This window comes from Nocardiopsis metallicus, assembly GCF_014201115.1.
Lineage (GTDB): Bacteria > Actinomycetota > Actinomycetes > Streptosporangiales > Streptosporangiaceae > Nocardiopsis > Nocardiopsis metallicus.
The window spans coordinates 2,275,647-2,301,256 of sequence record NZ_JACHDO010000001.1 but is presented as its reverse complement, the minus strand read 5'-3'; the positions used below and the strand labels follow the sequence as shown (position 1 = coordinate 2,301,256).

The 25,610-nt window shown below is 70.9% G+C and carries 21 protein-coding genes; 10 read left to right on the top strand and 11 right to left on the bottom strand.

Features of this window, described 5'->3' with window-relative positions:
• Positions 1-2 precede the first annotated feature (2 nt).
• From HNR07_RS09800 to HNR07_RS09790, 3 genes are read right to left on the bottom strand one after another with little or no spacing between them, the layout of a single operon-like run.
• Positions 3-1,310: a hypothetical protein gene (locus HNR07_RS09800; RefSeq protein ID WP_184364495.1), complete on the bottom strand. Its 1,308-nt coding sequence runs from the start codon at positions 1,308-1,310 to the stop codon at positions 3-5.
• On the bottom strand, positions 1,307-1,669 hold the full coding sequence (locus HNR07_RS09795; RefSeq protein ID WP_184364494.1) for a hypothetical protein: 363 nt from the start codon (positions 1,667-1,669) through the stop codon (positions 1,307-1,309). Before HNR07_RS09795 ends, HNR07_RS09800 begins: the two co-directional genes overlap by 4 nt.
• Positions 1,666-2,022, bottom strand: coding sequence for a hypothetical protein (locus tag HNR07_RS09790; protein WP_184364493.1), 357 nt, complete (start codon positions 2,020-2,022; stop codon positions 1,666-1,668). Before HNR07_RS09790 ends, HNR07_RS09795 begins: the two co-directional genes overlap by 4 nt.
• A gap of 292 nt (positions 2,023-2,314) precedes the next feature.
• On the opposite strand from HNR07_RS09790, the gene HNR07_RS09785 reads away from it, so the two are divergent.
• Positions 2,315-3,118: a hypothetical protein gene (locus HNR07_RS09785; protein WP_184364492.1), complete on the top strand. Its 804-nt coding sequence runs from the start codon at positions 2,315-2,317 to the stop codon at positions 3,116-3,118.
• Positions 3,119-3,142: 24 nt separating this feature from the next.
• Here HNR07_RS09785 and HNR07_RS09780 read toward each other — a convergent pair whose 3' ends face one another.
• Entirely contained in the window at positions 3,143-4,828 is a 1,686-nt protein-coding gene (locus tag HNR07_RS09780) for an ABC-F family ATP-binding cassette domain-containing protein (RefSeq protein WP_184364491.1), read from the bottom strand.
• Positions 4,829-5,105: 277 nt separating this feature from the next.
• On the opposite strand from HNR07_RS09780, the gene HNR07_RS09775 reads away from it, so the two are divergent.
• Complete coding sequence (locus HNR07_RS09775; RefSeq protein WP_312893713.1) at positions 5,106-6,932, top strand: glycoside hydrolase family 15 protein; 1,827 nt, start codon at positions 5,106-5,108, stop codon at positions 6,930-6,932.
• A gap of 541 nt (positions 6,933-7,473) precedes the next feature.
• On the opposite strand, the gene HNR07_RS09770 is transcribed toward HNR07_RS09775, so the two are convergent.
• Both HNR07_RS09770 and HNR07_RS09765 read right to left on the bottom strand, forming a co-directional pair.
• Positions 7,474-8,841 (bottom strand): sensor histidine kinase, encoded by a 1,368-nt coding sequence (locus HNR07_RS09770; protein ID WP_184364490.1) that lies wholly within the window; start codon positions 8,839-8,841, stop codon positions 7,474-7,476.
• Entirely contained in the window at positions 8,838-9,533 is a 696-nt protein-coding gene (locus tag HNR07_RS09765; protein WP_184364489.1) for a response regulator transcription factor, read from the bottom strand. The genes HNR07_RS09770 and HNR07_RS09765 overlap by 4 nt, the downstream gene beginning before the upstream one ends.
• A 321-nt stretch (positions 9,534-9,854) precedes the next feature.
• On the opposite strand from HNR07_RS09765, the gene HNR07_RS09760 reads away from it, so the two are divergent.
• The 4 genes from HNR07_RS09760 to HNR07_RS09745 are packed head-to-tail and all read left to right on the top strand — an operon-like array spanning position 9,855 to position 14,688.
• Positions 9,855-11,057, top strand: coding sequence for an ABC transporter ATP-binding protein (locus tag HNR07_RS09760; protein ID WP_184364488.1), 1,203 nt, complete (start codon positions 9,855-9,857; stop codon positions 11,055-11,057).
• 13 nt (positions 11,058-11,070) lie between these two features.
• Complete coding sequence (locus HNR07_RS09755) at positions 11,071-12,435, top strand: ABC transporter substrate-binding protein (RefSeq protein WP_184364487.1); 1,365 nt, start codon at positions 11,071-11,073, stop codon at positions 12,433-12,435.
• Positions 12,428-13,780, top strand: a complete 1,353-nt coding sequence (locus HNR07_RS09750) for an ABC transporter permease (RefSeq protein ID WP_184364486.1) — start codon at positions 12,428-12,430, stop codon at positions 13,778-13,780. Before HNR07_RS09755 ends, HNR07_RS09750 begins: the two co-directional genes overlap by 8 nt.
• On the top strand, positions 13,777-14,688 hold the full coding sequence (locus tag HNR07_RS09745) for a carbohydrate ABC transporter permease (protein ID WP_184364485.1): 912 nt from the start codon (positions 13,777-13,779) through the stop codon (positions 14,686-14,688). The genes HNR07_RS09750 and HNR07_RS09745 overlap by 4 nt, the downstream gene beginning before the upstream one ends.
• 68 nt (positions 14,689-14,756) lie before the next feature.
• Here HNR07_RS09745 and HNR07_RS09740 read toward each other — a convergent pair whose 3' ends face one another.
• From HNR07_RS09740 to HNR07_RS09725, 4 genes are all read right to left on the bottom strand, one after another.
• Entirely contained in the window at positions 14,757-14,984 is a 228-nt protein-coding gene (locus HNR07_RS09740) for a hypothetical protein (RefSeq protein WP_221318766.1), read from the bottom strand.
• A 190-nt stretch (positions 14,985-15,174) separates the two neighbouring features.
• Complete coding sequence (locus HNR07_RS09735) at positions 15,175-15,396, bottom strand: hypothetical protein (RefSeq protein WP_184364482.1); 222 nt, start codon at positions 15,394-15,396, stop codon at positions 15,175-15,177.
• Positions 15,393-16,202 (bottom strand): transposase family protein, encoded by an 810-nt coding sequence (locus tag HNR07_RS09730; RefSeq protein ID WP_184371353.1) that lies wholly within the window; start codon positions 16,200-16,202, stop codon positions 15,393-15,395. The genes HNR07_RS09735 and HNR07_RS09730 overlap by 4 nt, the downstream gene beginning before the upstream one ends.
• Before the next feature lie 114 nt (positions 16,203-16,316).
• Positions 16,317-16,826, bottom strand: coding sequence for a hypothetical protein (locus tag HNR07_RS09725; RefSeq protein WP_184364481.1), 510 nt, complete (start codon positions 16,824-16,826; stop codon positions 16,317-16,319).
• A 59-nt stretch (positions 16,827-16,885) separates the two neighbouring features.
• Here HNR07_RS09725 and HNR07_RS09720 point away from each other — a divergent pair, with 59 nt between their 5' ends.
• Positions 16,886-17,044, top strand: a complete 159-nt coding sequence (locus HNR07_RS09720; protein ID WP_184364480.1) for a hypothetical protein — start codon at positions 16,886-16,888, stop codon at positions 17,042-17,044.
• A 198-nt stretch (positions 17,045-17,242) separates the two neighbouring features.
• On the opposite strand, the gene HNR07_RS09715 is transcribed toward HNR07_RS09720, so the two are convergent.
• Positions 17,243-17,872: a restriction endonuclease gene (locus HNR07_RS09715; protein ID WP_376769912.1), complete on the bottom strand. Its 630-nt coding sequence runs from the start codon at positions 17,870-17,872 to the stop codon at positions 17,243-17,245.
• Positions 17,873-18,083: 211 nt separating this feature from the next.
• Here HNR07_RS09715 and HNR07_RS09710 point away from each other — a divergent pair, with 211 nt between their 5' ends.
• From HNR07_RS09710 to HNR07_RS09700, 3 genes are read left to right on the top strand one after another with little or no spacing between them, the layout of a single operon-like run.
• Positions 18,084-19,682, top strand: coding sequence for a TIGR02677 family protein (locus HNR07_RS09710; protein ID WP_184364479.1), 1,599 nt, complete (start codon positions 18,084-18,086; stop codon positions 19,680-19,682).
• Entirely contained in the window at positions 19,682-21,169 is a 1,488-nt protein-coding gene (locus HNR07_RS09705) for a DUF2398 family protein (RefSeq protein ID WP_184364477.1), read from the top strand. The genes HNR07_RS09710 and HNR07_RS09705 overlap by 1 nt, the downstream gene beginning before the upstream one ends.
• Complete coding sequence (locus HNR07_RS09700; RefSeq protein WP_184364476.1) at positions 21,166-25,440, top strand: TIGR02680 family protein; 4,275 nt, start codon at positions 21,166-21,168, stop codon at positions 25,438-25,440. Before HNR07_RS09705 ends, HNR07_RS09700 begins: the two co-directional genes overlap by 4 nt.
• Positions 25,441-25,610: the final 170 nt, after the last annotated feature.

Sequence of the window (25,610 nt, the reverse complement as noted above, 5' to 3'; positions counted from 1 at the left end):
GCTCAGACTCCGATCTCGCGGCGGGCCCGTTCGAAGGGCTCACTGATGCTGAAGGTGTGCTTGGCCCAAACGCCGTCGTAGTCGCGGAAGTAGGTGGAGCGCGGGGCGAAGAAGTCGAGGGTGAACCGCGGGCCGACACGGACCATGAGGATCTCGCCCATCACCGACTCCCGCCGTTCACAGCGGTCGCACAGCTCCCAGGCCCTGAAGCGCCCGCTCAGAGCGAGGCGGGTGCGGTGCGTGGCCGTCCCGTGCAGCGGGTTGACCTGGCAGGGGCGAAGGCGGGGCTGGTCGGGGTGTTCCAGGGCCCGCTCCCCGTGCCGGGCCAGAACGACCGCGCACACCAGCGCGCTGGGCGGCAGCGCAGGGGAGAGGGCGATCAGCCCGGCCGCGTCGTAGGCCTCGCGCGCCGGGCCCAGCCCGGGGTGGTCGGAGGGGGCGCTCTCGATCCGGTGCCGGAGGATTCTCAGCTCGCGCGCCAGGAGCGGACGCAGCCGCCACCGCCGCAGCCGGTTGGGGACCCGCGCCGCGGTTCCGCTGGAGCTGGAGTGGGTCTGCGCGCCGAACCTCCCGCGCAGGGATTCGACGGGTCGGGGAACATACCTTGCCCACAGCCGGGCGATCGTCTTGCGCGCCTCGCGCGGGACGCAGAGGAAGATCAGCGCGGTGACCAGTCCCAGCACCAGCCCGAAGGCGGCATCGCTCCACCATCGGTCCCCCGGCCGAGGAGGCGTGACCGTCGTGAAGCGGTGGCCGGGTTCTGGATCGCGGACGAGTTCGGTGGCGCCCACGTGGACCCGCGGTGACTCCCCCAGCTGTTCGACGAGGGTCTCCACCGCGCGCTCGGGTCCCAGGCGTATGAAGGGAACCGCCTGATCCATGTCGATCCGCGGGGTGAGGGCGCTGTCGAAGGCCGCCGTGGCCACGCGGTGGTCGTCGGTGACCGCGACGTAGACCCCGTCGGAGCCGGACAGCTCGTGGAGGGCGTGCAGGAAGAGGGTGGGCTGACCCCCCGTTTCGTCGGAGGCCACCGAAGGCTGGAAGACCACGTACAGGGGCGTGTCCTCGGGTAGCCCCTCGGCGACCAGGGCGCTCAGCTCCTCGTGTTCGTCCGGGTGCGGCCGCCCGGGGGTGGCGGGGTGGATGTACAACGGGTCGTCCGCGAGGGACTCGGCCACCCGTGCCACCCGGGACAGGTCGTCGATGTCCTGGACGCGCTCGGGGGCATCGGCCGGCGCCGGGGCGGCGGAGGAGCACAGGATCGCGGCGGCCGCCAGCAGGATGACCGGCGTGCGCTTGGGAGCCCTCACGAGTCCGCCCTCCCCGCGCGGGCGCGTCGGCTTCGCACGAACCCCGCGGTGAGGGCCACCGCCGCCCATGCCGTCAGGGCACCCGCGGCCATCGCCGCGGTGGACGTCCAGCTCACGGCCAGCCAGCGCTGGGTGGGCAAGCCCGGGGCGGCGTCGTTGCGCGGATCTGCCCGGTACCGGCCCTCCGTGATCACCTCGTATTCGACCTCGGCGACCGCCGTGCGCTTCTCCAGGTTCTGGTACTGGGCGGCACGCAGTACGCGGGCGAGCTGGTCGCGCGGGTCCGCTGGGAGAGAGCCGGTGTAGTAGGCGTACCGAACGGCGTCCTCGGGGATCTCGCCGAGCCTTCCGCGGCTCATCCCCACGTGGTTGCTGTCGGGGGAGAGGACCAGGACCGGTGCCTGGAGGTGGTTGGCGACCGCGTGGGCCAACACGTCCAGGTGCACTTCGTGGGCGGGTCACCGACCACCAGGACGTTGTTCCGGTACTCGTGTTCGGCCAGCTGGGCGCGCAGGTCCTCGGCGACCTCGTGCCGGTCGAGAACACCGGCGAGCTCCTCCTCGATGAACACGCCCTCGTGTTCTTCCAGCATGCGGGCGTAGAAGTCTTCCAGCGCACCGCTTTCGTCGCGCGGCGCGCTGGCCTGGGCGGCCGTGGGCGACAGCAACGGGCAGACCAGCAGCGCCCCGGCCAGCAGAACCAGCAGAGTCACGGCGCCCAGGACAGTTGGGGGATGTCGCATAGGGGGGCTTCCAAGGTCCTTTGTGATTTTTGTGGTTACCAACCTAAGCCCAGGTCCGGGCGTCGCCTTCGAGGGACGGGGCCGCACTGGCCTGAACCGGCCACCGGTTCTTACCGCCCAAACCCCGTGGGAGCGGGGGATCCGGTCCGGTTTCTGCTAAGAATGACGCGACTCCGTCCCGCGCCCGCGGAGTCCCTTCAGTGGTGTTCGGGGGTGTGTTCCCTCGCGGCATCTCCATTCCCCCGAAGTAGAAGATCTGTTGATGACCTGTTCCAGACTGACCCTCGGAGCCCTGGCCCTGGCGCTCCTCATCCCCCTCACCTCCTGCGGACTCGTGCGTGACGCCGGAGACTCCGCACAGACCCGGACGGATACCGCGGACGTGGCGGAGGAGACCCCCGAGAGCGCGGACGAACCCGATGTGGAGGACCTGCTCCCGTTCATGGAGGCCGCGATGGTCTCCGACACGCCCGAAGGAATCGAGTCCGGGCTCCAGTACGCCCAGCCGGGATCACCCGCCCACGAGTACCTCCTGTTCCAGGCGGACCACCTGCGCGCCAACATCTACGAAGGCGGTGACCGGTCCGGCAACGACGTGGAACTGAGCGGCGACGACTTCCGGGTCTGCGGCAGCCAGGGCTGCTCGACCTTCGGCGGTTTCGTCTTCGAGGGCGACCTGGTCAGCGACTTCGAGGTCAACAGCAACGCCGTCAGCGACCACATCTACCCCGGTGGCAGCGAGTTCTCGCAGGACGGAGCGACCATCACGGTTGCCAGGAGCTACTACTCGGTGGAGAGCAACCTGCTGGCCGTCATCCTGCACGGGGAGGCGGATCCCGGTGTCTCGTTCGAGGTGATGCTGCCCAACTACTACGCCCCGGACGGTGAGCGTGCGCTCACCTTCTACCCCGAGCAGACCAGGGGCCAGGAGAACTACGGTTCCGGTGAGTCAGGGGTGCTGGTCTACAGGTACCCCGACGTCGAACCCGGAGGCCACATGTCCATGTATGTGAGCTGCGACGAGGGCTGTGACTTCCTTGAGGACATCGAACTCCAGCTGAGCTGAGCCCGGTGCCGGGTCCCGCGCGCCTCAGCGGGCGCGCTGGACCCGGCCCTCGTCCCACACCGGCTCGTCCGCCTCATACACACGACCGTCCGCGCCGAACACCACGAACCGGTCGAAGCCCCGGGCGAACCAGCGGTCGTGGGTGACCGCCAAAATCGTGCCCTGGTAGGCGTCCAGCGCCGACTCCAGGGCCTCGGCCGAGACCACGTCCAGGTTGTCTGTTGGCTCGTCGAGCAGCAGCATCGTGGTCCCCGACAACTCCAGCAACAACACCTGGAACCGGGCCTGCTGGCCCCCGGAGAGGGTGTCGAACGTCTGCTCGGCGCAGAGCGCGAGCTCGTAGCGGTCCAGCGCCCGGCCGGACTCGTCCCGGGGCAGCCCCCTGCGGGTTCCCTGCCCGTTGTGCAGGATGTCCAGCAGGGTCCGGCCGGTGAACTCCGGGTGCTCGTGCGTCTGCGCGAACCACCCCGGCAGCACCCGGGCGCCCAGGCGGGCCCGCCCGGTGTGCGGTACGGGTTCGACGTTGGCGCGTTCCTCCCCCGGCACCAGGGAGGACGCGGGATCGTCACCGCCGCCGGCCAACAGCCGCAGGAAGTGCGACTTGCCCGAACCGTTGGAGCCCAGCACCGCGACCCGATCGCCGTACCAGACCTCCAGGTCGAAGGGGCGCATCAACCCGGTCAGCTCCAGGTCCCGGCAGACCAGGGCCCGTTTGCCGGTGCGGCCGCCGCGCAACCGCATCCGCAGGTTCTGCTCCCGGGGCTGCTGCTGGGGCGGGCCGGCCTCCTCGAACCGGCGCAGCCGGGTCTGCGCGGACTGGTACCGCGTGGCCATGTCCGAGTTGTAGGCCGCCTTCTGCTTGTACATGGCCACGAGCGCCTTGAGTTTGGCGTGTTCCTCGTCCCAGCGTCTGCGCAGCTCGTCCAGGCGGGCGAACCGCTCCCGCCGGGCCTCGTGGTAGGTGTCGAAGGCACCCCCGTGCACCCACAGGCTGTTGCCCGCCGCGCCCAGCTCCACCGTGACGATCCGGTCCGGAGCCCGGCGCAGGAGCTCGCGGTCGTGTGAGACGAACAGGACCGTCTTCGGGCTGGCCAGCAGCGCCTCCTCCAACCAGCGTTTGCCGGGCACGTCCAGGTAGTTGTCCGGCTCGTCCAACAACAGCACCGGCGCGGGTCCGCGCAGCAGCGCCTCGATGACCAGCCGTTTCTGCTCACCGCCGGAGAGCGTGCGCACCTCGCGCCACCGACAGCGCTCGTAGGGCGTACCCAGGGCCGCCATACAGCACTGGTCCCACACCACTTCGGCCTCGTAACCGCCCGCGTCCGCGTACCGCGAGATCGCCTCGGCGTAGCGCATCTGGGTCTTCTCGTCATCGGAGAGCATCATGGCCGCCTCGGCCGCCTCCAGGTCCGCGTTGGCTTCGCGCACCGGGCCGGGGGAGACCGAGACCAGCAGCTCGTGCACCGTGGTGGCGTCCCGCACGTGTCCCACGAACTGCGGCATCACGCCCAGCTCGCCGTCCACGGTGACCGCACCCGACTGGGGTGGGAACTCACCGCGCACCAGGCGCAGCAGTGTGCTCTTGCCCGCGCCGTTGGCACCCACCAGTGCGGCCTTGGACCCTTCACCGACCCGGAACGACACCCCGTCCAGCAGCACCCTCCCGTCGGGCAGGGTGTGTGTGACCTGGTTGACGTCGACGTAACCCACGACCGCTCTTCTCTGCTACTCAGAACCTCCGCACGGGCCCGCACGGCACGTCGGTGCAGGCTTCCACAAGATCTTTCGACCGGGCAACGGGTTTTCCGGCCCCTGTCACGTCGTCACCCTTAAGACTTCCTTAGCTGACACCTAAGGTCCGATGAAGCGCGATGTGCTCTGGTTCACCCCTGTTCTACCGTTTTCACGCTGGTCACAGACCACGCACTTCGGGGCACCGGGGTCGACACGGCCCCCGGTCCCGCCGGAATCGGAGAAAGGTGGCGGGGTGACTCTCACACAGGGGGTAGCGGGGTTCGACGCGAAGCGGGGGACCTGTTGCTCCGACGCCGTGGGCCAGGGCGAGCGCCCGGTCCCCATCGAGCGCATGTCCATGCTGTCCAACCAGGCCTCCGTGGCGCTGGTCGGCCCGGACGCGCGGCTGCTGTGGTTCTGCCATCCCGAGCCGGACTCCAACGCCCTGTTCGCCGAGGTCCTGGGCGGCCGCCAGGCGGGTGTCTTCGCGATCGCCCCCGCCCACGGCAAGATGCCGTTGGGCCAGCGCTACCTGCCGGGCACCATGACCGTGCGCACTCGCTGGTCCCGCCTGGAGGTCACCGACTACCTCGCCCACGACACCGCCCCGGGCCGCACCGACCTGGTCCGGGTGATCGGCGGCGTCACCCCCGCGACCATCGAGTTCGCCCCGCGCCCGGACTTCGGCCGCGCCCCGGTCCGGATCACCGCCGAGGACGACGGGATCCGGATCCGCGGCGCCGACTTCCCGATGGTGCTGCGCTCCCCGGGCGTGGAGTGGCGCATCGAGACCGAGAACGGCCAGGACACCGCCCGCGCCACCGTCCACCCGGCCGAGGGTGAGCCGGTGGTCCTGGAGCTGCGTTGCGGAGCGGACTCGCTGAACTCACACCCCGCACCGGAGAGCGACCGCCGCGAGCACGCCGAAAGCGGCTGGACCACCTGGGCCGACACCCTGGAGCTGCCCCGCACCCAACGGGAACTGGTCGCCCGTTCGGCGTTGACGTTGCGGGGTCTGTGCACCCCCACCGGGGGTGTGATGGCCGCGGCCACCACCTCCCTGCCCGAGGAGATCGGCGGGGTCCGCAACTGGGACTACCGGTACTGCTGGCTGCGCGACGGCGCCCTGACCGTCCAGGCCCTGGTCACCCTGGGCTCCACCGCCGAGGCCGAGGCCTTCCTGGACTGGGTCCACCAAGTGGTCGCCTCCCTGCCCTCACCCGAACTCCTGCGCCCCCTCTACAGCCTGCGCGGCACCGACCTGGGCCCCGAGGAGGTCATCGAGTCCCTGTCCGGCTACGCCGGATCACGCCCGGTCCGCATCGGCAACCTCGCCGACCACCAGGTCCAGCTGGACGTGTTCGGGCCCGTGGTCGAGCTCATCACCCACCTGGCCCAGGCCAAGGGGGCCCTGTCCGACCGCGACTGGGACCTGGTGCGCTCCATGGCCCAGGCCGTGGCAAGGCGCTGGCACGAGGCCGACCACGGCATCTGGGAGGAGCGCGACGAACCCCGCCAGCGGGTGTACTCCAAGGTGATGTGCTGGCTCACCCTGGACCGCGCCCTGACCCTGGCCCAGCGCTACCGGCGCGAGGCCGACCCCGGCTGGGCCGCCCTGCGCGCCCGGATCGCCGAGGAGGTCCTGGAGAAGGGCTGGAACGACCAGGCCCAGGCCTACGCCACGGCCTATGACGGCACCGACCTGGACGCGGCCTCGCTGCACATCGGCCTGTCCGGGCTGATCGACCCGGCCGACGAGCGCTTCCAGGCCACCGTGACCGCGGTGGAGGCCGAGCTGCGCAGCGGGCCGACCGTGTACCGCTACCACCGTGACGACGGCCTGCCCGGCGGTGAGGGCGGCTTCCACCTGTGCACCACCTGGCTGATCGAGGCCTACCTGCTCACCGGACGGCGCGCCGAGGCCGAGGAGCTGTTCAAGCACCTGGTGGACTGCGCCGGGCCCACCGGGTTGATCCCCGAGGAGTTCGACCCGGTCACCGAGCGGGCCCTGGGCAACCACCCGCAGGCCTACTCCCACCTGGGGCTGATCCGCTGCGCCCAGCTCCTGGACCAGCACTGAGGTTCCTAGGAGCATCCTGACCCCGTTGGGCCGACACCGAGGGGCGCCCCGCCCAGACCAGGGGTGCCCCTCACCCGTTCCCCACCCCCGCGGGGAGCGGTACGCGTGTCACGGCCGGTCACGCGTCCCAGCGCAACAGCGGCAGCGGCGATGGCCCGGTGCCTGTTTCAGCCCTCTGTTTGAAGATGATCTTGCTACCAGGGGCGAGTTCGGCGCCGAACTCGCCCCTGGTAGCAAGATCATCGGGGATACAGGGGTTTCGGAAGCAGCGGACACCCTGGCCTCTCCAGACACAACACCACAGCGCTGAACCCGGTCCTCACTGCCGCTTTTCGTTGCCCGACATGACCCGCCGCGACACGCCCCGCCAGTGCGCACAGAGCGGAGGAGCCGGACACCCTCGTTGCTGCTTTTTCGTCGCTGTAGTTGACCGGCTGTGACACGGGCACCGATCCCCGCAGGCCTGGGGGCGCTCCTTCCTTCGCTGCCGCGCCGAGTGTCCGTTCGGGGAGTGACCGGCAGTGACAGCACTTCCCAGGGTTCAGCCTGAGCGGCGCAGCCGCCAGGCGCGGGGTTGTTCCTCCTCGTGGGGGACGTCCAGTTGTGCGAACCTTGCCCGCACCCTCGCGCCGCCCAGTTTCCCGCGTTCCAGGTGAACTGTGCCGCCGGTCGCCTCCACCGCGTGCCGGACGATGTCCAACCCGAGCCCGGTCGATCCGCCCCCGCTCGTGCCGCGTCGCAGTGCGGCCGCGGGATCGGCGAACTCCGGGCCCGCGTCCTCCACGATCAGTGTCACCCAACCCGCGTGCTCCACCACGGCGACCGCGAAGGGCCCGTCCGCTGGGGTGTAGCGGAAGACGTTTCCCACGAGTGAATCCAGGACCGCGACGCACTCGTCCCGGTTCAGGGCCACCAGGCACGGGGCCTCGGGCAGGTCCAGCGTCACCTCCCGCCCCTGGTCGGCGGCGAGCATCGACCAGAATCCCATCCGGTCGAGCACTGCCTCGGACAGGTCACAGCTCCGCTCGGCCTCTCCCCGGCCCGGGGCCGGTTCCTGCGGGCGTACGTCGCGGATGATGGCGTCCACGTCCCGCTCCAGCGCCGCGATCGCGTCCCTGATCCGTTCGCCCTCAGCTCCGGGCAGGGTTTCGGTGTCCAGCCGCAGGGCTGTCAGCGGGGTGCGCAGCCGGTGCGAGACGTCGGCGGCCATCTCCCGCTCCTTGGTGAGCAGTCCTTGGACGCGCTCACCGATGGCGTTGATCGACTCACCGAGGACGACCAGGTCCCGCGGACCGTGTACGCGTATCCGGGCGTTCAACCGGCCCTCGCCGATCGCCACGGCCGTGTCCGCCAGAGCACGCAGCGCACGTCGCGCGGGCCGGCTCAGCCGGTCGGTGATCAGCACCGCGCCCAGCACCACCAGTACCGCGACCACCACCAGCCCGCCCAGGGCCCGGCCCAACCCGGTGGTGGCCTCCCATCGGGGCTGGTACACCTCCACCACGGAAACGTCGCCCCCGTCGGCGGTACCGCCTTCGGGTGCGGCGACCGCCAGCAGGTACACCGTGCCGTCCACGATCTCGCGCGCACCCTCGAACCCAGCGCCGTCGTCCCGCGCGGCCGCCACGTCATCCCCTTCGGCCCGGCTGGCCCCCACGGTCGTCCCGTCGGGCAGGTGCACCGAGAGGTGGCCGCGCGCGCCCGCCGAGGTCGAGGCCACCACGCGCCGCAACAGCGCGGGGTCGGGGTCCGCCTCCGCTACCGAAGCCACCATGTGCGCCTGCGAACGCACCTCGGCCTCGGCCCGCTCACGCGCCTCCCACCAGGCCCACAGCCCCGTCACACCGATCATCACCACCGCGACCAGCACCGTGGCCAGGGTGACGGCGCGGGCCAGCAGCCGCCTCAAGCCGGTTCCACCAGCTTCAACCCCACGCCTCGCACCGTGTGCAGGTACCGGGGGCGGCTCGCGCTCTCGCCGAGCTTGCGGCGCAGCCAAGACATGTGCACGTCGATGGTCTGGTCGTGGCCCACGAACGGGTGCTGGTGCCAGACCGCCTCCACCAGCTCCTTACGGCTCACCACACGACCCGCGTGCTCGGCCAGGTAGGCCAACAGGTCGAACTCACGGCGGGACAGCTCCAACGGGCGCCCCGCCAGTGTCGCCTGCCGGCGGGTCAGGCTGATGGACAGCTCGCCCACGGTCAGCTCACCGAGGTCCGGGGCACTGGCGGAGGACCGGCCGGACCTGCGCAGCAGCGCGTTCATCCGGGCCGCCAACTGGGTGCTGGAGAAGGGCTTGACCACGTAGTCGTCGGCCCCGTCGTTGAGCAGGCGCACGATCGACTGCTCGTCGCCGCGCGCCGTCGCCACGATCACCGGGACGTCGCTGTGCCCGCGCAGCATCCGCAGCGCCGCGGCGCCGTCCAGGTCGGGCAGGCCCAGGTCCAGGATGACCAGGTCGGGTTCGTGTTTGGCGGCCTCGCGCAGCGCGTCCAGCGCGGTGCCCACGGGCAGCACCACGTGCCCCAGACCGCTCAGCGCCCGCATCAGAGCGCCCCGCACCATCTGGTCGTCCTCGACCAGCAAGACCGTTGCCATGCGCACACGTTAACCAACGATGAACGCGAGCACGAGCCCGGGAACCCCGGGTGATCAGGCGCAACGAAGCTGTGACCGCCCGCGGTCACCGCCCGCGGGGTTTAAGTCGAACGAGACGCTTCGTTAAGGCTTCCTTAGGGAGCGTGACACTACTGTCGTCACACATCACCGGTGGTGGCGCGCATCACAGGACGTGCGTCACAGGGGACGCGCCACTCGTGGCGGAGGGCTCCGACCCACCGGTCTGACTTCCTCGATCCGTCAGCGGATCCACTACCGGCTACTACCGGGCACCACCCGTGCCCGTTCCACGGAGGTGTCGTGGCAGAAATCGTGATCGACGGCCTGGGCAAGGTCTACCCGGACGGAACCCGCGCGGTCAACGACCTCTCGCTCGACATCCAGGACGGCGAGTTCCTCGTCTTGGTCGGCCCCTCCGGTTGCGGCAAGACCACCGCCCTGCGGATGGTCGCGGGCCTGGAACAGATCAGCGAGGGCACCGTCCGCATCGGTGACCAGGTGGTCAACGACGTCCCCGCCCGGGACCGGGACGTGGCGATGGTCTTCCAGTCCTACGCCCTGTACCCGCACCTGAACATCTTCGAGAACATCGCGTTCGGGCTGCGCCTGCGCAAGGTCCCCAAGGCCGAGATCGACAAGCGCGTCCGCGAGGTCGCGCGCGTCCTCGAACTCGAGGAGCACCTCACCCGCAAGCCCGGCAACCTCTCCGGCGGTCAGCGCCAGCGGGTGGCCATGGGCCGGGCGATCGTCCGCGAGCCACGCGCCTTCCTGATGGACGAGCCGCTCTCCAACCTGGACGCCAAACTCCGGGTGCAGATGCGCGCCCAGATCGCCCGCATCCAGCGCGACCTCGGCGTCACCACGGTCTACGTCACCCACGACCAGACCGAGGCGATGACCCTCGGCGACCGGGTGGCCGTGATGAAGCGGGGCGTCCTGCAGCAGGTCGGCCCGCCCCAGGAGCTGTACGACCACCCGTGCAACCTGTTCGTCGCCGGGTTCGTCGGCTCGCCCGGCATGAACCTCATCTGCGTGGAACTCCACGAGGACGGGGAGACCGGCCGGTTCCGCGTCCGCGTCGGCGACCAGTACCTCGACCTGCCCGAGAGCCTCCTGCACCGGCGCCCCGCCCTGCGCGGCTACGCCGGATCCAAGGTCGTCGTGGGCATCCGCCCCGAGGACATGGAGGACGCCGAGATCGTCGGCGGTACCGAGGGCGCCACCCTCACCTCGGTCGCCGACCTGGTCGAGGCCATGGGCTCCGACGTCCTCGTGCACTTCCCGCTGGACGCCGCACCCGTGGTCACCGAGGACACCCGCGAACTCGCCCGCGACGCCGGGACCGACGAGACCCTTCCGGCGACCGACGACGGGGTCGTCCTCGTCGGCCGCTTCAGCCCCCGTACCCACGTGTTCGAGGGCCAGACCATCTCCATCGCCGTCGACACCGAACGGCTCCAGTTCTTCGACCCGGCCACGGGTACCGCCATCCACGACTCCTGAGGAGCGATCCCCCATGTCAGCACGCAGCAGCGCCCCGCACACCACCCCGCACACCGCTTCGCGCTTCACCGCGCACCGTCCCCGGTTCCTGGCCGCGACCGCCGCCGTGCTCGGCCTGGCCCTGGCCGCCACCGCCTGCGGAGGCGACGGCACCACCGCGGCCTCCGGCGCGGACCTGGACGGCCAGACCCTGGAGATCGTCGGTCCCTGGGCCGGTGACGAGCAGGAGGCCTTCGAGCAGGTCCTCGCGCTCTTCGAGGACCAGACCGGCGCCACCGTCTCCTACAGCGGTGCCGGGGACGACCTCCAGACCGTCCTGCAGACCCGCATCCAGGGCGGGGACGAGCCCGACGTCGCGCTCATCCCGCAGGCCGGGCTCATCCAGCACTTCGCTGACGAAGGCGTCCTGGTACCGCTCTCCGACGAGGTCGTCCAGGCCATGGACGAGAACATGGCCGGGGCCTGGGCCGAGATCGGCTCGGTCGACGACACCCCCTACGGCGTCTACCTCAAGGTCGCCAACAAGTCCCTGGTCTGGTACAACGACGAGCTCTTCGCCGAGACCGGAGCCGTGCCGCCGGAGAGCTGGGAGGAGTTCGTCGAGCTGTCCGAGAACCTGGCCGACGTCGGCGTCAGCCCGCTGTCCGTGGCAGGGGCGGACGGTTGGGTCCTCACCGACTGGTTCGAGAACGTCTACCTCCAGACCGCCGGTCCGCAGATGTACGACCAGCTCGCCGCGCACGAGATCCCGTGGACGGACCCGAGCGTCGAGGTCGCCCTGGAGACACTCGCCGACGTGTGGGGCGAGGAACAGCTGATGCTGGGCGGTTCCGGCGGCAGCCTCCAGACCGACTTCCCGACCTCCGTGGTCAACGTCTACAGCGACGACCCGGACGCCGCCATGGTGGTGGGCGCCGACTTCATCGGCGGGGTCGTCACCGCCAGCACCAACGCGGCCGTGGGCGACACCGCCCAGATCTTCCCCTTCCCGACCATCGGGGGCGGCGGTGACTCCGTCGTCGTGGCCGGGGACGCCGCCGTCGCGATGAGCGAGGGCGAGGCCACCATGGAGCTGCTGCGCTTCCTCGCCACCGAGGAGGCAGCGGCGGAGTGGGCCGCCATCGGCGGGTTCATCTCCCCGAACAAGCACCTGACCGCCGACGACTACGCCGACCCGGTCCTGGGCCAGGTCGCCGAACAGGTCATCCTCGCCGGTGACAGCGTGCGCTTCGACCTGTCCGACCTGCAGCCCGCCGCCTTCGGCGCCACCGTCGGCGACGGCATGTGGCAGACCCTCCAGGACTTCCTGGCCGACCCCTCCGACGTGACGGGCACCATGGAGCGCCTCGAGGCCGAAGCCGAGCGCGCCCATGGCTGAGCCCCGCCCCGTGGCCGAGCGCACTGAGCCCCGCCCCGTGGCAGCGCCCGCCGAGCCCCGCCCCGGCTGGCGGCGGCTGTTCGGCCCCGCCACCCTGTTCCTGCTACCCGCCCTGCTCTTCCTCGGCGTCTTCCTGGCCTACCCGGCCGTGTACTCCGTGGTCCGCAGCTTCTTCGACGCCTCCGGGTCCCAGTTCGTCGGGATCGACAACTACACCCGGATGTTCACCGACGACCGCACCCTGACCGCCATCCGCAACACCGGTATCTGGGTTCTGGTCGCACCCGCCCTGGTCACCGGGCTGGGCCTGGTCTTCGCCGTGCTCACCGAGCGCGTGCGCTGGGCCACCGCCTTCCGGGTCCTGCTGTTCATGCCCATGGCGATCTCCCTGTTCGCCTCCGGCATCATCTTCCGACTGGTCTACGACGAGAACCCGGACCGCGGCGTGGTCAACGCCGCCGTGGTGACCGTGCACGACACCTTCGCCTCGCCCTCCGAGTACCCCGGGGCGCGCCCGCGCGGCGACGAGGAACTCGACACCGACCCCGCCCGGGGCGGGTTCACCACCACGCGGACCTACGAACCGGGGGAGACCGTCACCCTGCCGCTGGTCGGCATCCGCCCCACCGAAGTCCCCGAACAGGCCGTACAGGCAGCCGCCCCCGAGCCCTCCGGGGACACCATCGAGGGCGTGGTCTGGTTGGACGTGGCCCTGGGCGGCGAGGCCGGGACCATCGAGGACGGCGAGAACGGCATGCCCCGCATGACCGTCGACGCACTCCGGGACGGACAAGTCGCGGCCAGCGCCACCACGGGCGACGACGGCCGCTTCACCCTCACCGGGCTGGAGCCGGGGGAGTACGAGGTCCACCTGGCCGCGGACAACTTCACCGAACCCTTCCGCGGTCTGACCTGGCTGGGCCCCACCCTGATCACCCCGGTGATCATCTCCTCCTGGGTGTGGATCATGACCGGTTTCGCCATCACGTTCATCGCCGCGGGGCTCGCCGCCATACCCAGGGACGCCCTGGAGGCGGCCCGGGTCGACGGCGCCACCGAATGGCAGGTGTTCCGCAAGGTCACCATCCCCCTCCTGGGGCCGCTGCTGCTGGTGGTGTTCGTGACCCTGATGATCAACGTCCTGAAGATCTTCGACCTCGTGTTCGTGATCGCACCCGGATCGGTCCAATCCAACGCCAGCGTGATCGCCCTGCAGATGTGGCAGGTGTCCTTCGGGGCGGGCGGAAACCAGGGGCTGGGCAGCGCCCTCGTGGTCCTGCTGCTGGTCCTCGTCCTGCCGATCGTCTACTTCAACATCCGCCGATTCCGACGGGAGCGCTCGTGACCACCACGCCCCAGCAGTCTCCCTCCGTCGTCGAGGTGACGGTCTCCGGCGCCCCGCGCCGCGGGCTGGCCTCGCGGCTCGTCTCCCGACTGGGGTCGGGCACCCTCCAAGTGGCGCTGGCCCTGGTCGCCCTGTTCTGGATGGTGCCGGTCGTCGGCCTGCTGCTGGTGTCGCTCCGCTCGGAGGCGGACAACACCAACAGCGGCTGGTGGACGGTCCTGCTCAAGCCCACCGAACTCACGCTGGACAACTACCGGACGCTGGTCGACAACGACGTCCTCGTCCAGTCGTTCCTCAACACCGTCTACATCTCGGTACCCGCCACCCTGCTGGTCGTGGGCATCGGCGCGCTGGCCGCCTACGCGCTGGTGTGGATGGACTTCCCCGGCCGCGACTGGATCATGGTGGCCGTGGTCGGCCTGCTGGTACTGCCCATCCAGGCGGCGCTGATCCCCATCTCCCAGCTGTACGGGGCCCTGGGGATCTTCGGCTCCATCACCGGCGCCATCCTGTTCCACGTCGCCTTCGGGCTGCCGTTCGCGGTGTTCCTGCTGCGCAACTTCTTCGTGAACATCCCGCGGGACCTGCTGGAGGCGGCTCGGATGGACGGCGCCAGCGAGTGGCGGATCTTCCGCAGGGTCGTCCTGCCGGTGGCGCGCCCCGCGCTGGCCTCGCTCGCGGTCTTCCAGTTCCTGTGGGTGTGGAACGACATGCTGGTCGCCCTGGTGTTCACCAGCCCCGACTCCGCCCCGCTGACCGTGGCGCTGCGCTCGCAGCTGCGCCAGTTCGGCACCAACATCGACGTCCTGGCCTCCGGTGCCTTCCTGTCCATGCTGGTCCCGCTGCTGGTCTTCTTCGCCTTCCAGCGCCACTTCGTCCAGGGGGTGTTCGCGGGCTCCGGCAAGTAGACGCCACCGGGTCCCACCAGACCCCGCCCGAACCAGACGGCCACGGTCCCACTCCCTCGTTCCGACCGCTACCGGCCGTCCCGGGCCCCGCGGAACCCACTCCGCGGGGCCCGGCCCACGACCCCGTCGGGAAACAGCACGGTCCCGGACAGCGCCACCCCGAACACCCCGCCACCGATCGTCAGCGTCAGCAGGGCTGTCAGCAGCAGGGCGTTCAGTACCCCGCCCCAGCGGTCACCGAACACGGGCGGGCCCAAACGCCCCCGCCGTTCCACCCGCTGCTCCTCTTCCGTCACGGAGATCGCGCCCACACTCCCGCCCGCGGAACGGTTCCGTTAGGTCGTCGAAACCACGGCCCAGGTCCGGCAGCAGAGTACCGACGGGCCACCCATCGCCGGTATCCAGGTCGTCGACGCGGCCGAAGGCATCGAGCTCTGATTGCGGTGGCCGTGTCTTCATCGGGTTTTCCCTCCTGTTGTTCGAAAGTCAGGAAAAGGGAAATAAGACAACGACGGGAAGGTTGCCGTATTCGACCTCGGATCGGCTGATGGAAATCCCTGAGTAGGCCTCGACAGCTGAGAACACCGCCGCCGGGAGTTCTTTGAAGTTCTGTTCCCAATACAGTTCCACCTCGACCTCCGGTGTGTCCAGAACAGAAGGGAATACCGCCCCGGCCGCGTGCAGTGAGGTTTTCTCAGCGAAGATCATTTCCACTGCCTGTTGAGGACAAGAGCCGCACGGGCGATGTCTCCGATCCGGCTCGGGCTAAGCGTGACGTACTTCAGCGTCCGCCAGCGCTCCTTGAGTTCGGCGGCGGTGCGCTCACCGAGCGCACGCACGTGCCGCAACAGCGCGTTATACATCCGTGTGTCCACGTGCAGAGCCCCTTCGCCCTGGCCCGTAGGGCGCTTGATGGGGGTGTGCACGCCGATACCGGCGCCTTGGTAGCCCTTGTCAGCCAGGGTGGGCAGGCCCTCGGCCGCTGCCTTGTACAGGGCGGGCAGGGCGTGGAGGCGGGCGGCGGTGATGTCGGGGGTGGATCCGGGCTCGACTGCGGAGACCCACAGCGGGGTGCCGTCCGGTGCGGATAGGAACTGGATGTTGCCGCCGAAGGCCTTGTGTTTTTGGCTGAACCACAGGTCGTTGCCGTTCTCGCGGACGCCCGCGAGGCGGTCGGAGGCGATCAGCGTGCCGTCCAAGACTACGCGCGCTATCCCTTCGTTGTGGCAATTGGCCAAGACTTCGTGCAGGTCGGGGGCCTGGCCGGCGAGGACGTCGATGCCTTCGTGTAGGTAGCGGTAGCTGGTGGCCTGGGAGATTCCGGCGTCACGGGCCAGGCAGTGCACACAGCCGCGCTCACGGAACCAGCGCAGCACCAGCACCGCTTGGCGGAACGGCCCGAGTGCCCGTGAGCCCTTCGGAGTGGCGATGCTTCGGCGGTGGGCGGCCAGGTGTCGGGCGAGGAACTCGACGATGTGGCGTGGGACGTCGAGGGTGGCAGAATAGGTGACCAACGTGAAGCCTCTGGTGGTTACGGACATGATCTTGTGGTGAGACCTGTCCTACCAGGGGCTTTACGTCTGCTCGCATCCAGGTGCCACTCGTCCGGCCCGGCGGGGATCCGAAAATCACCCTGCTCCGCAGAGATCATTTCGCTGAGAAAACCTCAGTGCGGAATCCAGTTCTGATCCGCGGCCTGTGTCCTCTCCGAACTCCCCGCCGGCGATGCGCCCTTCGGAGGTGGTATGCACGATACGTGAAGGCGGGTCGTGCCTGTTCAGGCTGAGGCAGACGGTTTCCACCCCGGCCAGCTCGGCTGTCTGCGGACCGCCGTAACGGTGCAGGTGCCAGGTGGCCATTTCCCAGTCCTCCAGTACGTACACCCAGTCCCCGCTGGTGCCGTACATGGCGTATTTGACGCTCCTGGAGTCCACGCCGTCAGGCAGGGTCACCGATTTCCAGTCCTTGTAAAGATGGCCTTCGTCGAGCTGGAGGGGCTCGGCTTCGAGATGGGAGAGAAAGTCTTCCGCGTCGATGCCGCGAGCTGCGGTGAGGGATATCCCGCCGAGCATTCCCGGTGAGCTGTAATTCGGTTTCTGGTAACTGTGTTCGCCGATCCAGCGGATCCCATCGCTCATGTGGACAGGATAGTCGGAAACCGGAGTCCGCCTTTTCTCGGATTTCCTGGAGCAACTGGATGGTGGGAGACCTCGGCGAGGGCATCGTCTTCCACACCATGCGAGTCTCGGCGGGTTCCGAGCAGACGGCTCGGGAACGGACCGGGGAACAGGGATTCGCCACCGCCGGGGCAGCCGATCCCTTCAAGCCGCACATCGTCGACGTCTCCAACATCTGACCGGGTTCAGCGAACGCGATCGAATGCCCTCCTCACTCCCCGGCGGCCCGAAACCGGTGCTTCAGTCTTCGGGCACACCGGATCCCGCTGGTAAAAGCCGCCCCGGGGTCTGCCGACGGAGCTGTGTATGCCCGCCCTCGGCCCGCACCCGGGTGATCGGGTCCCATGCCGGGCCCGGACCCGGTCCCCGAACCGACATCAGGGCGGCGGCAGCTCCGGTGCGCGTTCTCCGGCCATCCACAGCCCCAGGCCGTGCCGGTCCACCAGGACCATCCCGTCACCGGCCTCGCGCACGGCCTCCCGGGAGAACCCGTTCGAGGCGACGAACATCCCCACGTAACCCCGGTGCCCGCCGGCCAGCGCGCCCAGGAAAGCACGCACCTCGTTGGGCGGTACCGGTTTGCGCCAGCGCTTGCACTGCACGGCCAGCGGTCTGCCGTCCGGGGTCTGCGCCCGCAGGTCCACCCCGCCGTCGGAGGCCCCGCCGACCACCGTCACCTTCGTGTATCCGTGGGTGCGCAGCAGCCGCGCCACGTGGTGCTCGAACTGCGTTCCCGACATCGTGTCGATCCCCGCGATCCCGGTGCGCGAGACGATCCACCGCTCCCGGGCCAGCCGCACCCGCGACCACGCCCACCAACCCAGCCCGGCCGCCGCGACCGCCACTGCCAGACCGACGGACAACAGCACCCCCGGGCGTTCGGCGTTGTCGAACAGCCACCCCAGCCCGAGCAGGAGCACCAGCACCGTCAGCGGCAGCGCGCCCCGGAGCCTCCGGCCCCACCGTCGCCGCCCGCCTCGCCCGCGCCGACCCTGCCGCACACTCACGTTCCTCCCTGGGGGTGGGGACATACCGGGGCACATCATTCCACGGAGTGCACACATTCCCCCGGGAGGTTCGGCTCGGGGTGACCAAGCCGACCACCGGACCCCGCCGACGCCGGTCCGGACTGTCTCCGGGCACTGCCAGAATGGCCCCGTCGTGGTTTCGCGCCCGGGGGTGCGCGGACGGGGGACACGAGTACACGGGGGTGCAGTGGTGGCCGAGCGCAGGACTCTGGATCTGGACGCGCTCGCGGTCAGCGACCGTTTCCGGCTGTTCAACTTCACCCGGCGCGACGACCACGTCACCTACCTGTGGATCCTGCGCGCCGTGGACCGTCTGCGCGAGGTCCACCAGGTCCAGGTCGGCGCGGACGAGGTCGCCGCGACCCTGCGCGAACTCAGCGCCGCCCACGCCGAGGCGCCCGAGATCCCCGCCCAGGGCCTGCGCCACCGGCTGGACGAGCTCGCCGCCGACGGAGTGGTGCACCGCTTCGACGACGCCTCCCGCGCCGGAACCCTGGCCCGCTACCGCAACCGCCAGTCCGTCTACCAGTTCAGCGAACTCGGCTACCGCGCCTACCACGCGGTCGAGAACCTGCTCGGCGCCCGGGCCGAGGACGTCAACCTGTCCCGCCTGGTCTTCTCCGACGTTCTGGAGGACCTCGGGGCGCTGGCCGAGGCCAACCGCACCGGCCGGGTCGAGGACGTCTACCGCCGCCTCTCCCGCCTCGACGCGGTCATGGAGGACATGGGCCGCCGCTCCGCCCAGTTCCACGTGACCCTCGGCGAGATCCTGCGCTCCACCGAGGCCTCCTCCGAGGTCTTCCTGCGCCACAAGAACGCCCTGCTGGTCCACATGTCCGACTTCATGGCCGAACTGGACCGCTACCTGCCCCGGCTGGACCGGGCCGTGCACGAGGTCGAGGCCACCGGCCTGAGCACCCTGCTCTCCCGCGCCGCCGACGTGGACGAACGCCTCTTCATGGACCGGACCGAACGCCTGGAGGACTGGTCGCGCCGCTGGTGGGCGGTGCGCGCCTGGTTCGCCTCCGAGAGCGGGGCGCCCACCCGCGCCGCCGAGCTCGGCCGGGCCACCCGCTCCGCCGTCTCCGGGGTCGTCGCCCTGCTGCGCCAGATCACCGAGGCCCAGCGCGGCGGCGTCAACCGCTCCACCCAGCTGCGCCACCTGGCCGCGTGGGTGTTCGACACCCCCGACGACGGCGCCGCGCACGCCCTCATGGGCGCCGCCTTCAACACCCGTTCCGCCCGTCACCTGGGCGCGGCCCACGAGGACGGCGACGAGTTCGCGCCCACCGACTCCTGGCACGACGCCGCCGGGGTGGAGGTGTCGGTGACCCTGTTCCGCAGCGACCGCTCACCCACGCACGGCGTCCCCAAACCGGTGCGCAGGGACACCGGAGCCCGCTCCGAACTGCGTCGGCGCCAGACCGAGGACCGCGAGGCCGAACGCGCCTCCGCCACCCGCCTGGTCCAAGAGGGCGCGCACCACCGCGTCCTCGACGACAGCGACACCAAGGTGCTGCTGCGGCTGGTCACCAAGGCCCTGGAATCGAGGTCGGTGGTCGCCGGGCGGATGAGCTCGGCCACCGGTGACGACGCGGGCACCCTGGTCAAGCTGGTCCCCAGCGACCGGGGAAGCACAGTGCGCACCTCGCGGGGCAGCCTCCACCTGCCCGGGTTCCGCCTCGAACTCGCCTCCCGCGCCCGCGGCGCCCGCAGTACCCGCCGCAGCACTCGCGGGGCTGACAGCACCCGGGGCGACCAGAGCACGCCCACCCGGAAGGGGGACTGATGGCCCGACGGAACCGCCCCCGAGTCGAGGACGTGGACCTGGGCTCCTACCAGCAGGCCGTGCGCAAAGTCCTCACCTGCGACGTCATCACCGCTGCCCGGCCGCGCCCCGGTGTGCTCGACCAGGTCCTGCACTGGGCCGACCAGATGACCGAGGACCTGCGCGACCTGTTCGGGTACACCCTGATCGCCACCACCGACCACGTGCGACTGGTCCGCGAGCTCGACCTGCTCGACCCCACCCAGCGCCAGACCTTCGCCCGCAAGGGCAAACCCTTCGACCGCCGCCGCCTGGCCTACCTGTGCCTTCTGCTGGCCGCCTTCCAGCGCTCCCAGGTCGAGATCAGCCTCGGCGACCTGGTCAAACGGCTCACCCCTTCGGCCAACGAGATCGAGGGCCTGGGCTACGACCCCACCGACTCCACCCACAAGGCAGCGCTGGTCGACGTCACCCACTGGCTGTTGGACCGGGGCGCCCTGCACCTGTCCGACGGCTCCGTCGAGGCCTGGGCTCGCGGCGGCGAGCAGGGCGACGCGCTCTTCGACATCGACCACGAGATCTGCGAGGTCCTCTTCCGGCCCACCCGGCCCATCCAGCACCTGAACAGCGCCTCCGGCCTGCTCACCGACGCCCTGGGTCCGGACGCCTCCCGCGAACGCGCCGCCCGGCGCGCCCGCCGCCTGCTGGTGGAGTACCCGGTGGTGTACTACGCGGACGTCGAACCCGAGGTCGCCGCCGCCCTGCGCGGCAAGGGCCCGGCCGAGGAGGTGGCGCGCCTGACCGGCACGAAGCTGGAGCGCCGCGCCGAAGGGGTCCTGCTGGCCGATTCCTCCGGTACCTTCACCGACCGCGCCTTCCCCGGCAGGGGAGGGGCCGTCACCCGCACGGCCGGGCTGCTGCTGGCCCAGATCACCAACCACTTCGAGGAGTCCTGGGCCGCCCTGGCCCACCTGCCCGCCCCGGGCCCCGTCCACGAGCACCCCGAGCTGGTCGCCCGGATCGACGCCGGGGTTCCGCGGGAGGGCGTCGTCACCGAACTGGCCTGGGCCGAGGCCGGGCACGCTCCGACGGTCGCCGAGCCCGCCCCGGTACCGCTGGTGGAGCGCGAACGCCTGGAGGAGATGGTCGCCGACCTGTTCGAGGAGTTCGGCGCGTCCTCCTTCACCGCCAGCTGGCAGCAGGACCCGCAGGGCCTGCTCGACGCCGCCCTGGCCCTGCTGACCGACCTCTCCCTGGTCCGGCCGCTCCCGGGCGGGGTCCTGGTCACGCCCGCCGCACTGCGTTACCGCAACATCCGGGGCGCACTGCCCGAACGTCCCGACACCGGGCTGCTCCCGTTCGGCCCGCTGGACCCGACGGCCGGAGACACCGCCGGAGCCGAAGCCACCGCCACCCGGCCAGGGCCCCCGGAAGACGCAGAGCCCCCGGAACACGCAGAGCAAGCAGAACACGCAGAGACCGAAGGAACCGAGGAAGCCGCGCCATGACCCGCAGGAGCGACCGCTTCCGGCCCAGCCGGGCCGGTGTCGTCAACGTCTGGGACTACGTCGACGAGGAGTTCGCCTTCGCCGACGGCCGCCTCGTCCTGCGCGGCCACAACGGTTCGGGCAAGACCAAGGCCCTCGAAGTGCTGTTCCCCTTCGTCCTGGACGGCTACACCGACGCCCGCAGGCTGGACCCCTTCAGCGGCCAGAACCGCACCATGAAGTCCAACCTCCTCTACCGGGGCGACGAGTCCGCCTACGGGTACGTGTGGATGGAGTTCGCCCGCACCACCGACGGCGATCCGGACACCGGCGACGCTGGTACGACCGAGACCGTCACCCTGGTCATCGGGCTGCGCGCGCACCGCCACCGCGACGGGGTCAGCCCCTCCTTCTTCGTCACCGACCAGCGCCTGGGCGTGGACTTCGGACTGCTGGCCACCGACGGGCGCCCGCTCACCGAACGCCAGCTCAAGGCGGCCCTGGGCGAGGACGCCCACCACTCCACCGCCGCCGACTACCGCCGGGCCGTCGACGCGCGCCTGTTCGGGCTGGGGGAGCGCTACGTCCAGCTCCTGGACCTCCTGCTCGCCCTGCGCCGCCCGCTGCTGGCCAAGGACCTGGACCCGGAGAAGGTCTCGCACACCCTCACCGGCGGTCTCAGCCCTCTCGACGACGCCCTCGTCGACCAGGCCGCACGCGACTTCGCCAACCTCGCCGCCGTGCAGAGCCGCTTCGCCAGCGCCAACGCCGCCCACGAGGCCGCCCGCACTTTCACCGGCGTCTACGCCGACTACCTCACCGCCAACGCCCGCCACCGGCTGTCCCGGGTCGCCTCCGCCACCGAGCAGGCCGACACCCACGCCCGCACCGTCACCGAGGCCGCCGCCGAACTGGACCGGGCCACCGAAGCACGAGACCTGGCCCGCGAACGCGCCGCCGAACTGGCCAGGGAGTCCGAGCGCCTGGACGCCCAGTGCGCGACCCTGCGCCAGCACGAGACCCTGCGCGACCAGCAGGCCCTCCAGGTCCGGCGGGAGAACAACGAGGCGCGCGCCCGCCAGATCTCCACCCAGCAGACGCGGGTGCGCGCCCAGGAGGAGGAGATCTCCCGGTTGAGCGGAGAGGCCGCCCGCGTCGCCGAACGCGTCGAACGCGAGCGCGCCCGCGCCGAGGAACTGCGCACCGAACTCTGCGCGGCCGCCGAGGCCTCCGGCATCGTCCACGACGCCGAGGGGGAGGTGGACACCGGTGACGACCTGCCCGAGACCGCCCGGGGCCGGGCCAGCGCCCGACTCGACGACGTGCGCGCCGTACGCGAACGCCTCAACGCCCAGGACCGCGCCGAGGACGGCCGAGCCCGCGCCGAAGCCGCCGCCACCCGGGCCGAGGACACCCTCGGCGGACGCGAAACCGAGTGCGCCGGGGCCCAGGAGAAGCTCACCGAGCTCCGCGCCACCCTCGCGCAGAACCTGGATGCCTGGTCCGAGCGCTGGGAGATCGTCGGCCCCGAGTCCCTGACCGCCCTGCGGGACACGCTCGACCACTACGGCGAACCCGGCACCGCCACCCTCGCGCAGGTGTTCAACGAACAGCTCCACGACCAGCAGCTCCAGGCGGCCGCCCGCGCCAACGGTCTGGAGTCCGAACAGAGCCGACTGGGCGAGGAACTGGCCGCCGTCCGCCGCGAACGCGACCACATCGCGGCCGAACGCGACGACGCCCCGCCCGCCGACCCCCTGCGCCCCGCCCCGCGCGAAGGCCGTCCCGGAGCCCCGCTCTGGCAGCTGGTCCGCTTCGCCGAGGACCTGACCGAGGACCACGCCGCCGCCGTCGAGGGCGCCCTGCACGCGGCGGGCCTGCTCACCGCCTGGATCCACCCCGACCCCGAGCTCACCCGCGAAGCCCTCGCCCAGGGCGAGGCCGACGCCTACCTGCTCCCCGCCGAACCAGGCGCTACCGGCGCCACCGCAGGGACCCTCGCGGACGTCCTCGTGCCCGAGACCCAGGACCACGTCCCCGTGGACGTCATCACCCGCGTCCTGGCCTCGATCCCCTTCAACGAAGGGGAGGGTGACGCACCCGTCGGCGTGGACACCACCGTCACCGGCGTGGACACCCGGGCCACCGGAGTGGACACCCCTGCCACCGGAGTGGACACCCGGGCCCGCTTCCGCCTCGGACCCCTCACCGGTGCCCGCCCCAAGGCCGCCGCCGAGTTCATCGGTGCCACCAACCGCGCCCAGCGCCGCCGCGAGCGCCTGGCCGCCCACGACACCCGCATCGAGGAGCTCTGCGCCCGCCGCACCGAACTCGGCGACCGCCTCGCCCGGGCCCACGAGCTCCTCAAGGACTTCGACCGCGCCCGCGCCGACCTGCCCGACGCCACCGAGGCCGCCAAGGCCCTGCGCGCCCTCGAACACCACTCCACCCTCCTGGCCTCGGCCCGCGCCGCACGCGCCGAGGCCCGCCGCGACCTCGACGCCGCCGTCGCCCAGGTGGACGCCGAACGCCGCCAGGTCCGCACCGCGGCTGCCGAGCGAGCCATGCCCACCCGCCGGGAGGACGTCGACGCGGTCGCCGCCGCGGCCGAGGCCTTCCAGGACACCGCTCGGAACCTGCGCGCCGCACGCGCCGACATCGCCGAGTACGAGCGCGACCTCACCGGGCGCCAGGACACCGTCGCCCGCCTGACCGAAGCGCTCGACAGCGACCGCGCCGACCTCGACCAGAGCCGCACCGACCACGAACGCGAGACCGAGGAGCTGGCCACCCTGGAGGCGGCCATCGACGCCCCGGCCCGCGAACTCCTCGACCAGCTCGAACAGGCACAGAGCCAGCTCCGCGAGGTCCAGGAGCGGCACCGCGCCGCCACCGCCGAGGCCTCCCGCGAGCACGACCTGGCCGTGCGCTCCGAAACCCTGCGCGACAGCGGCCGCCAATCGCTGGCCCAGGCCCTGGGCACGCTCTTCGAGCACGCCGCCGCCTTCGCCGGACTCACCCAGCCCGCCGTACGCGCAGTCATGGGCGTGGACACCTCAGGCGCCTGGCCGGTCCCCGACCAGTGGCCCGCGCCCGAAGAAGCGGCGGAGCGCCTGCTCACCGGGCAGGCCGCGACCGTCCGCGAGATCCTGCCCGGGGCCGCCGCCGCCCTACTCGACGGTTTCGCCGAGGCCGTCGGCACCAAGGACGTCGGCGACGCCGAACTCAAGACCGCCGGGACCCGTATGTCCCAGGCACTGCGCACCTTCCAGGAAGCGCTCGGCGGTGACGCCGAGGGCTACCGCGTGGACCACGAGGTCGGCGCCAGCGGCCTGGTCACCGTACACGTCAACGACGAGAACGGCCGCAACCCCGTCTCCGCGTTCGCGCGCGCCGTCGCCGAACGCGTCGAGGAACAGGGCGCGCTCCTGCGCGAGGAGGAGCAGGGGGTCCTGGAGGACGAACTGCTCAGCGGGATCGCCCAGCAGATCCACGACCGGGTCCGCGCCGCCAAACTCCTGGTGCGCGCCATGGACCGCGACACCCGCGCCCGCCCCATGTCCTCCGGCACCCGGGTGGGCATCCGCTGGTCCCGCTCGGACGGCCTCGGCGACCACCAGCGCCGGGCCACCGAGCTCGTCCGCCACGACGGCTCCGGACTCGGCCCCCGCGGCCTGGGCGAACTCCGCGCAGTCCTGCGCGAGATGATCCGCGACTACCACGCCCGGCACCCCCGCGCCAGCCACAAGCAGGTCCTGGCCGCGGTCCTGGACTACCGCGACTGGTACCGCTTCGAGCTGCGCCTGGCCGAACCGGGCAAGGACGAGGCCACCCTCACCAAGAACAAGCACGAGCAGATGTCCGGCGGCGAGAAGTCCGCCGCCATCCACCTTCCGCTGTTCGCCGCGGCCAACGCCCTGTACTCCTCAGCCGCGCCCACCTGCCCGCGCGTGGTCGCCCTCGACGAGGCGTTCGCGGGTATCGACGACCGCTACAAGCCCGAACTCATGGGCCTGACCGTCACCTTCGATCTCGACATGTTCATGACCGGCCACGACCTGTGGGTGCACTACGACACCGTCCCCATGGCCGCGCACTACGACATGCACCACGACAAGGCCAGCCACACCGTCTCCGCCCTGCTCATGCTCTGGGACGGCGAGCAGACCCTGGACGCCGACGCCGGTTTCGCGGGCAACGAGGAGCTCGCCGCGCAGCTGCTCGGCATCACCCCGACCCGCTACGTGCCCCAGTCCACCGCGGGCACCCTCCTGGACGAGGCGGCCACCTGACGACCCCGAAGGCCAGCGGCCCGGTACGCGGTATGCGACGTACCGGGCCCGGCTAAACCGGAAAAATGAACTGAGAAATTCATTTTCCTGTTCGTGTCCGCTGCTTTCAGTGATAGATGGCAGGTAGCGACCGTGCGGCCTGGGCGGCCGGAAAAATTTCCCGGGGCTCG

Excerpts from the sequence above, each read along its gene's own strand:
- HNR07_RS09735 (WP_184364482.1), bottom strand. The coding sequence starts at position 15,396 with ATGATCTTCGCTGAGAAAACCTCACTGCACGCGGCCGGGGCGGTATTC.
- HNR07_RS09700 (WP_184364476.1), top strand. The coding sequence starts at position 21,166 with ATGACCCGCAGGAGCGACCGCTTCCGGCCCAGCCGGGCCGGTGTCGTC.
- HNR07_RS09705 (WP_184364477.1), top strand. The coding sequence starts at position 19,682 with ATGGCCCGACGGAACCGCCCCCGAGTCGAGGACGTGGACCTGGGCTCC.
- HNR07_RS09785 (WP_184364492.1), top strand. The coding sequence starts at position 2,315 with ATGACCTGTTCCAGACTGACCCTCGGAGCCCTGGCCCTGGCGCTCCTC.
- HNR07_RS09725 (WP_184364481.1), bottom strand. The coding sequence starts at position 16,826 with ATGAGCGATGGGATCCGCTGGATCGGCGAACACAGTTACCAGAAACCG.
- HNR07_RS09795 (WP_184364494.1), bottom strand. The coding sequence starts at position 1,669 with ATGAGCCGCGGAAGGCTCGGCGAGATCCCCGAGGACGCCGTTCGGTAC.
- HNR07_RS09720 (WP_184364480.1), top strand. The coding sequence starts at position 16,886 with ATGGTGGGAGACCTCGGCGAGGGCATCGTCTTCCACACCATGCGAGTC.
- HNR07_RS09755 (WP_184364487.1), top strand. The coding sequence starts at position 11,071 with ATGTCAGCACGCAGCAGCGCCCCGCACACCACCCCGCACACCGCTTCG.
- HNR07_RS09750 (WP_184364486.1), top strand. The coding sequence starts at position 12,428 with ATGGCTGAGCCCCGCCCCGTGGCCGAGCGCACTGAGCCCCGCCCCGTG.
- HNR07_RS09765 (WP_184364489.1), bottom strand. The coding sequence starts at position 9,533 with ATGGCAACGGTCTTGCTGGTCGAGGACGACCAGATGGTGCGGGGCGCT.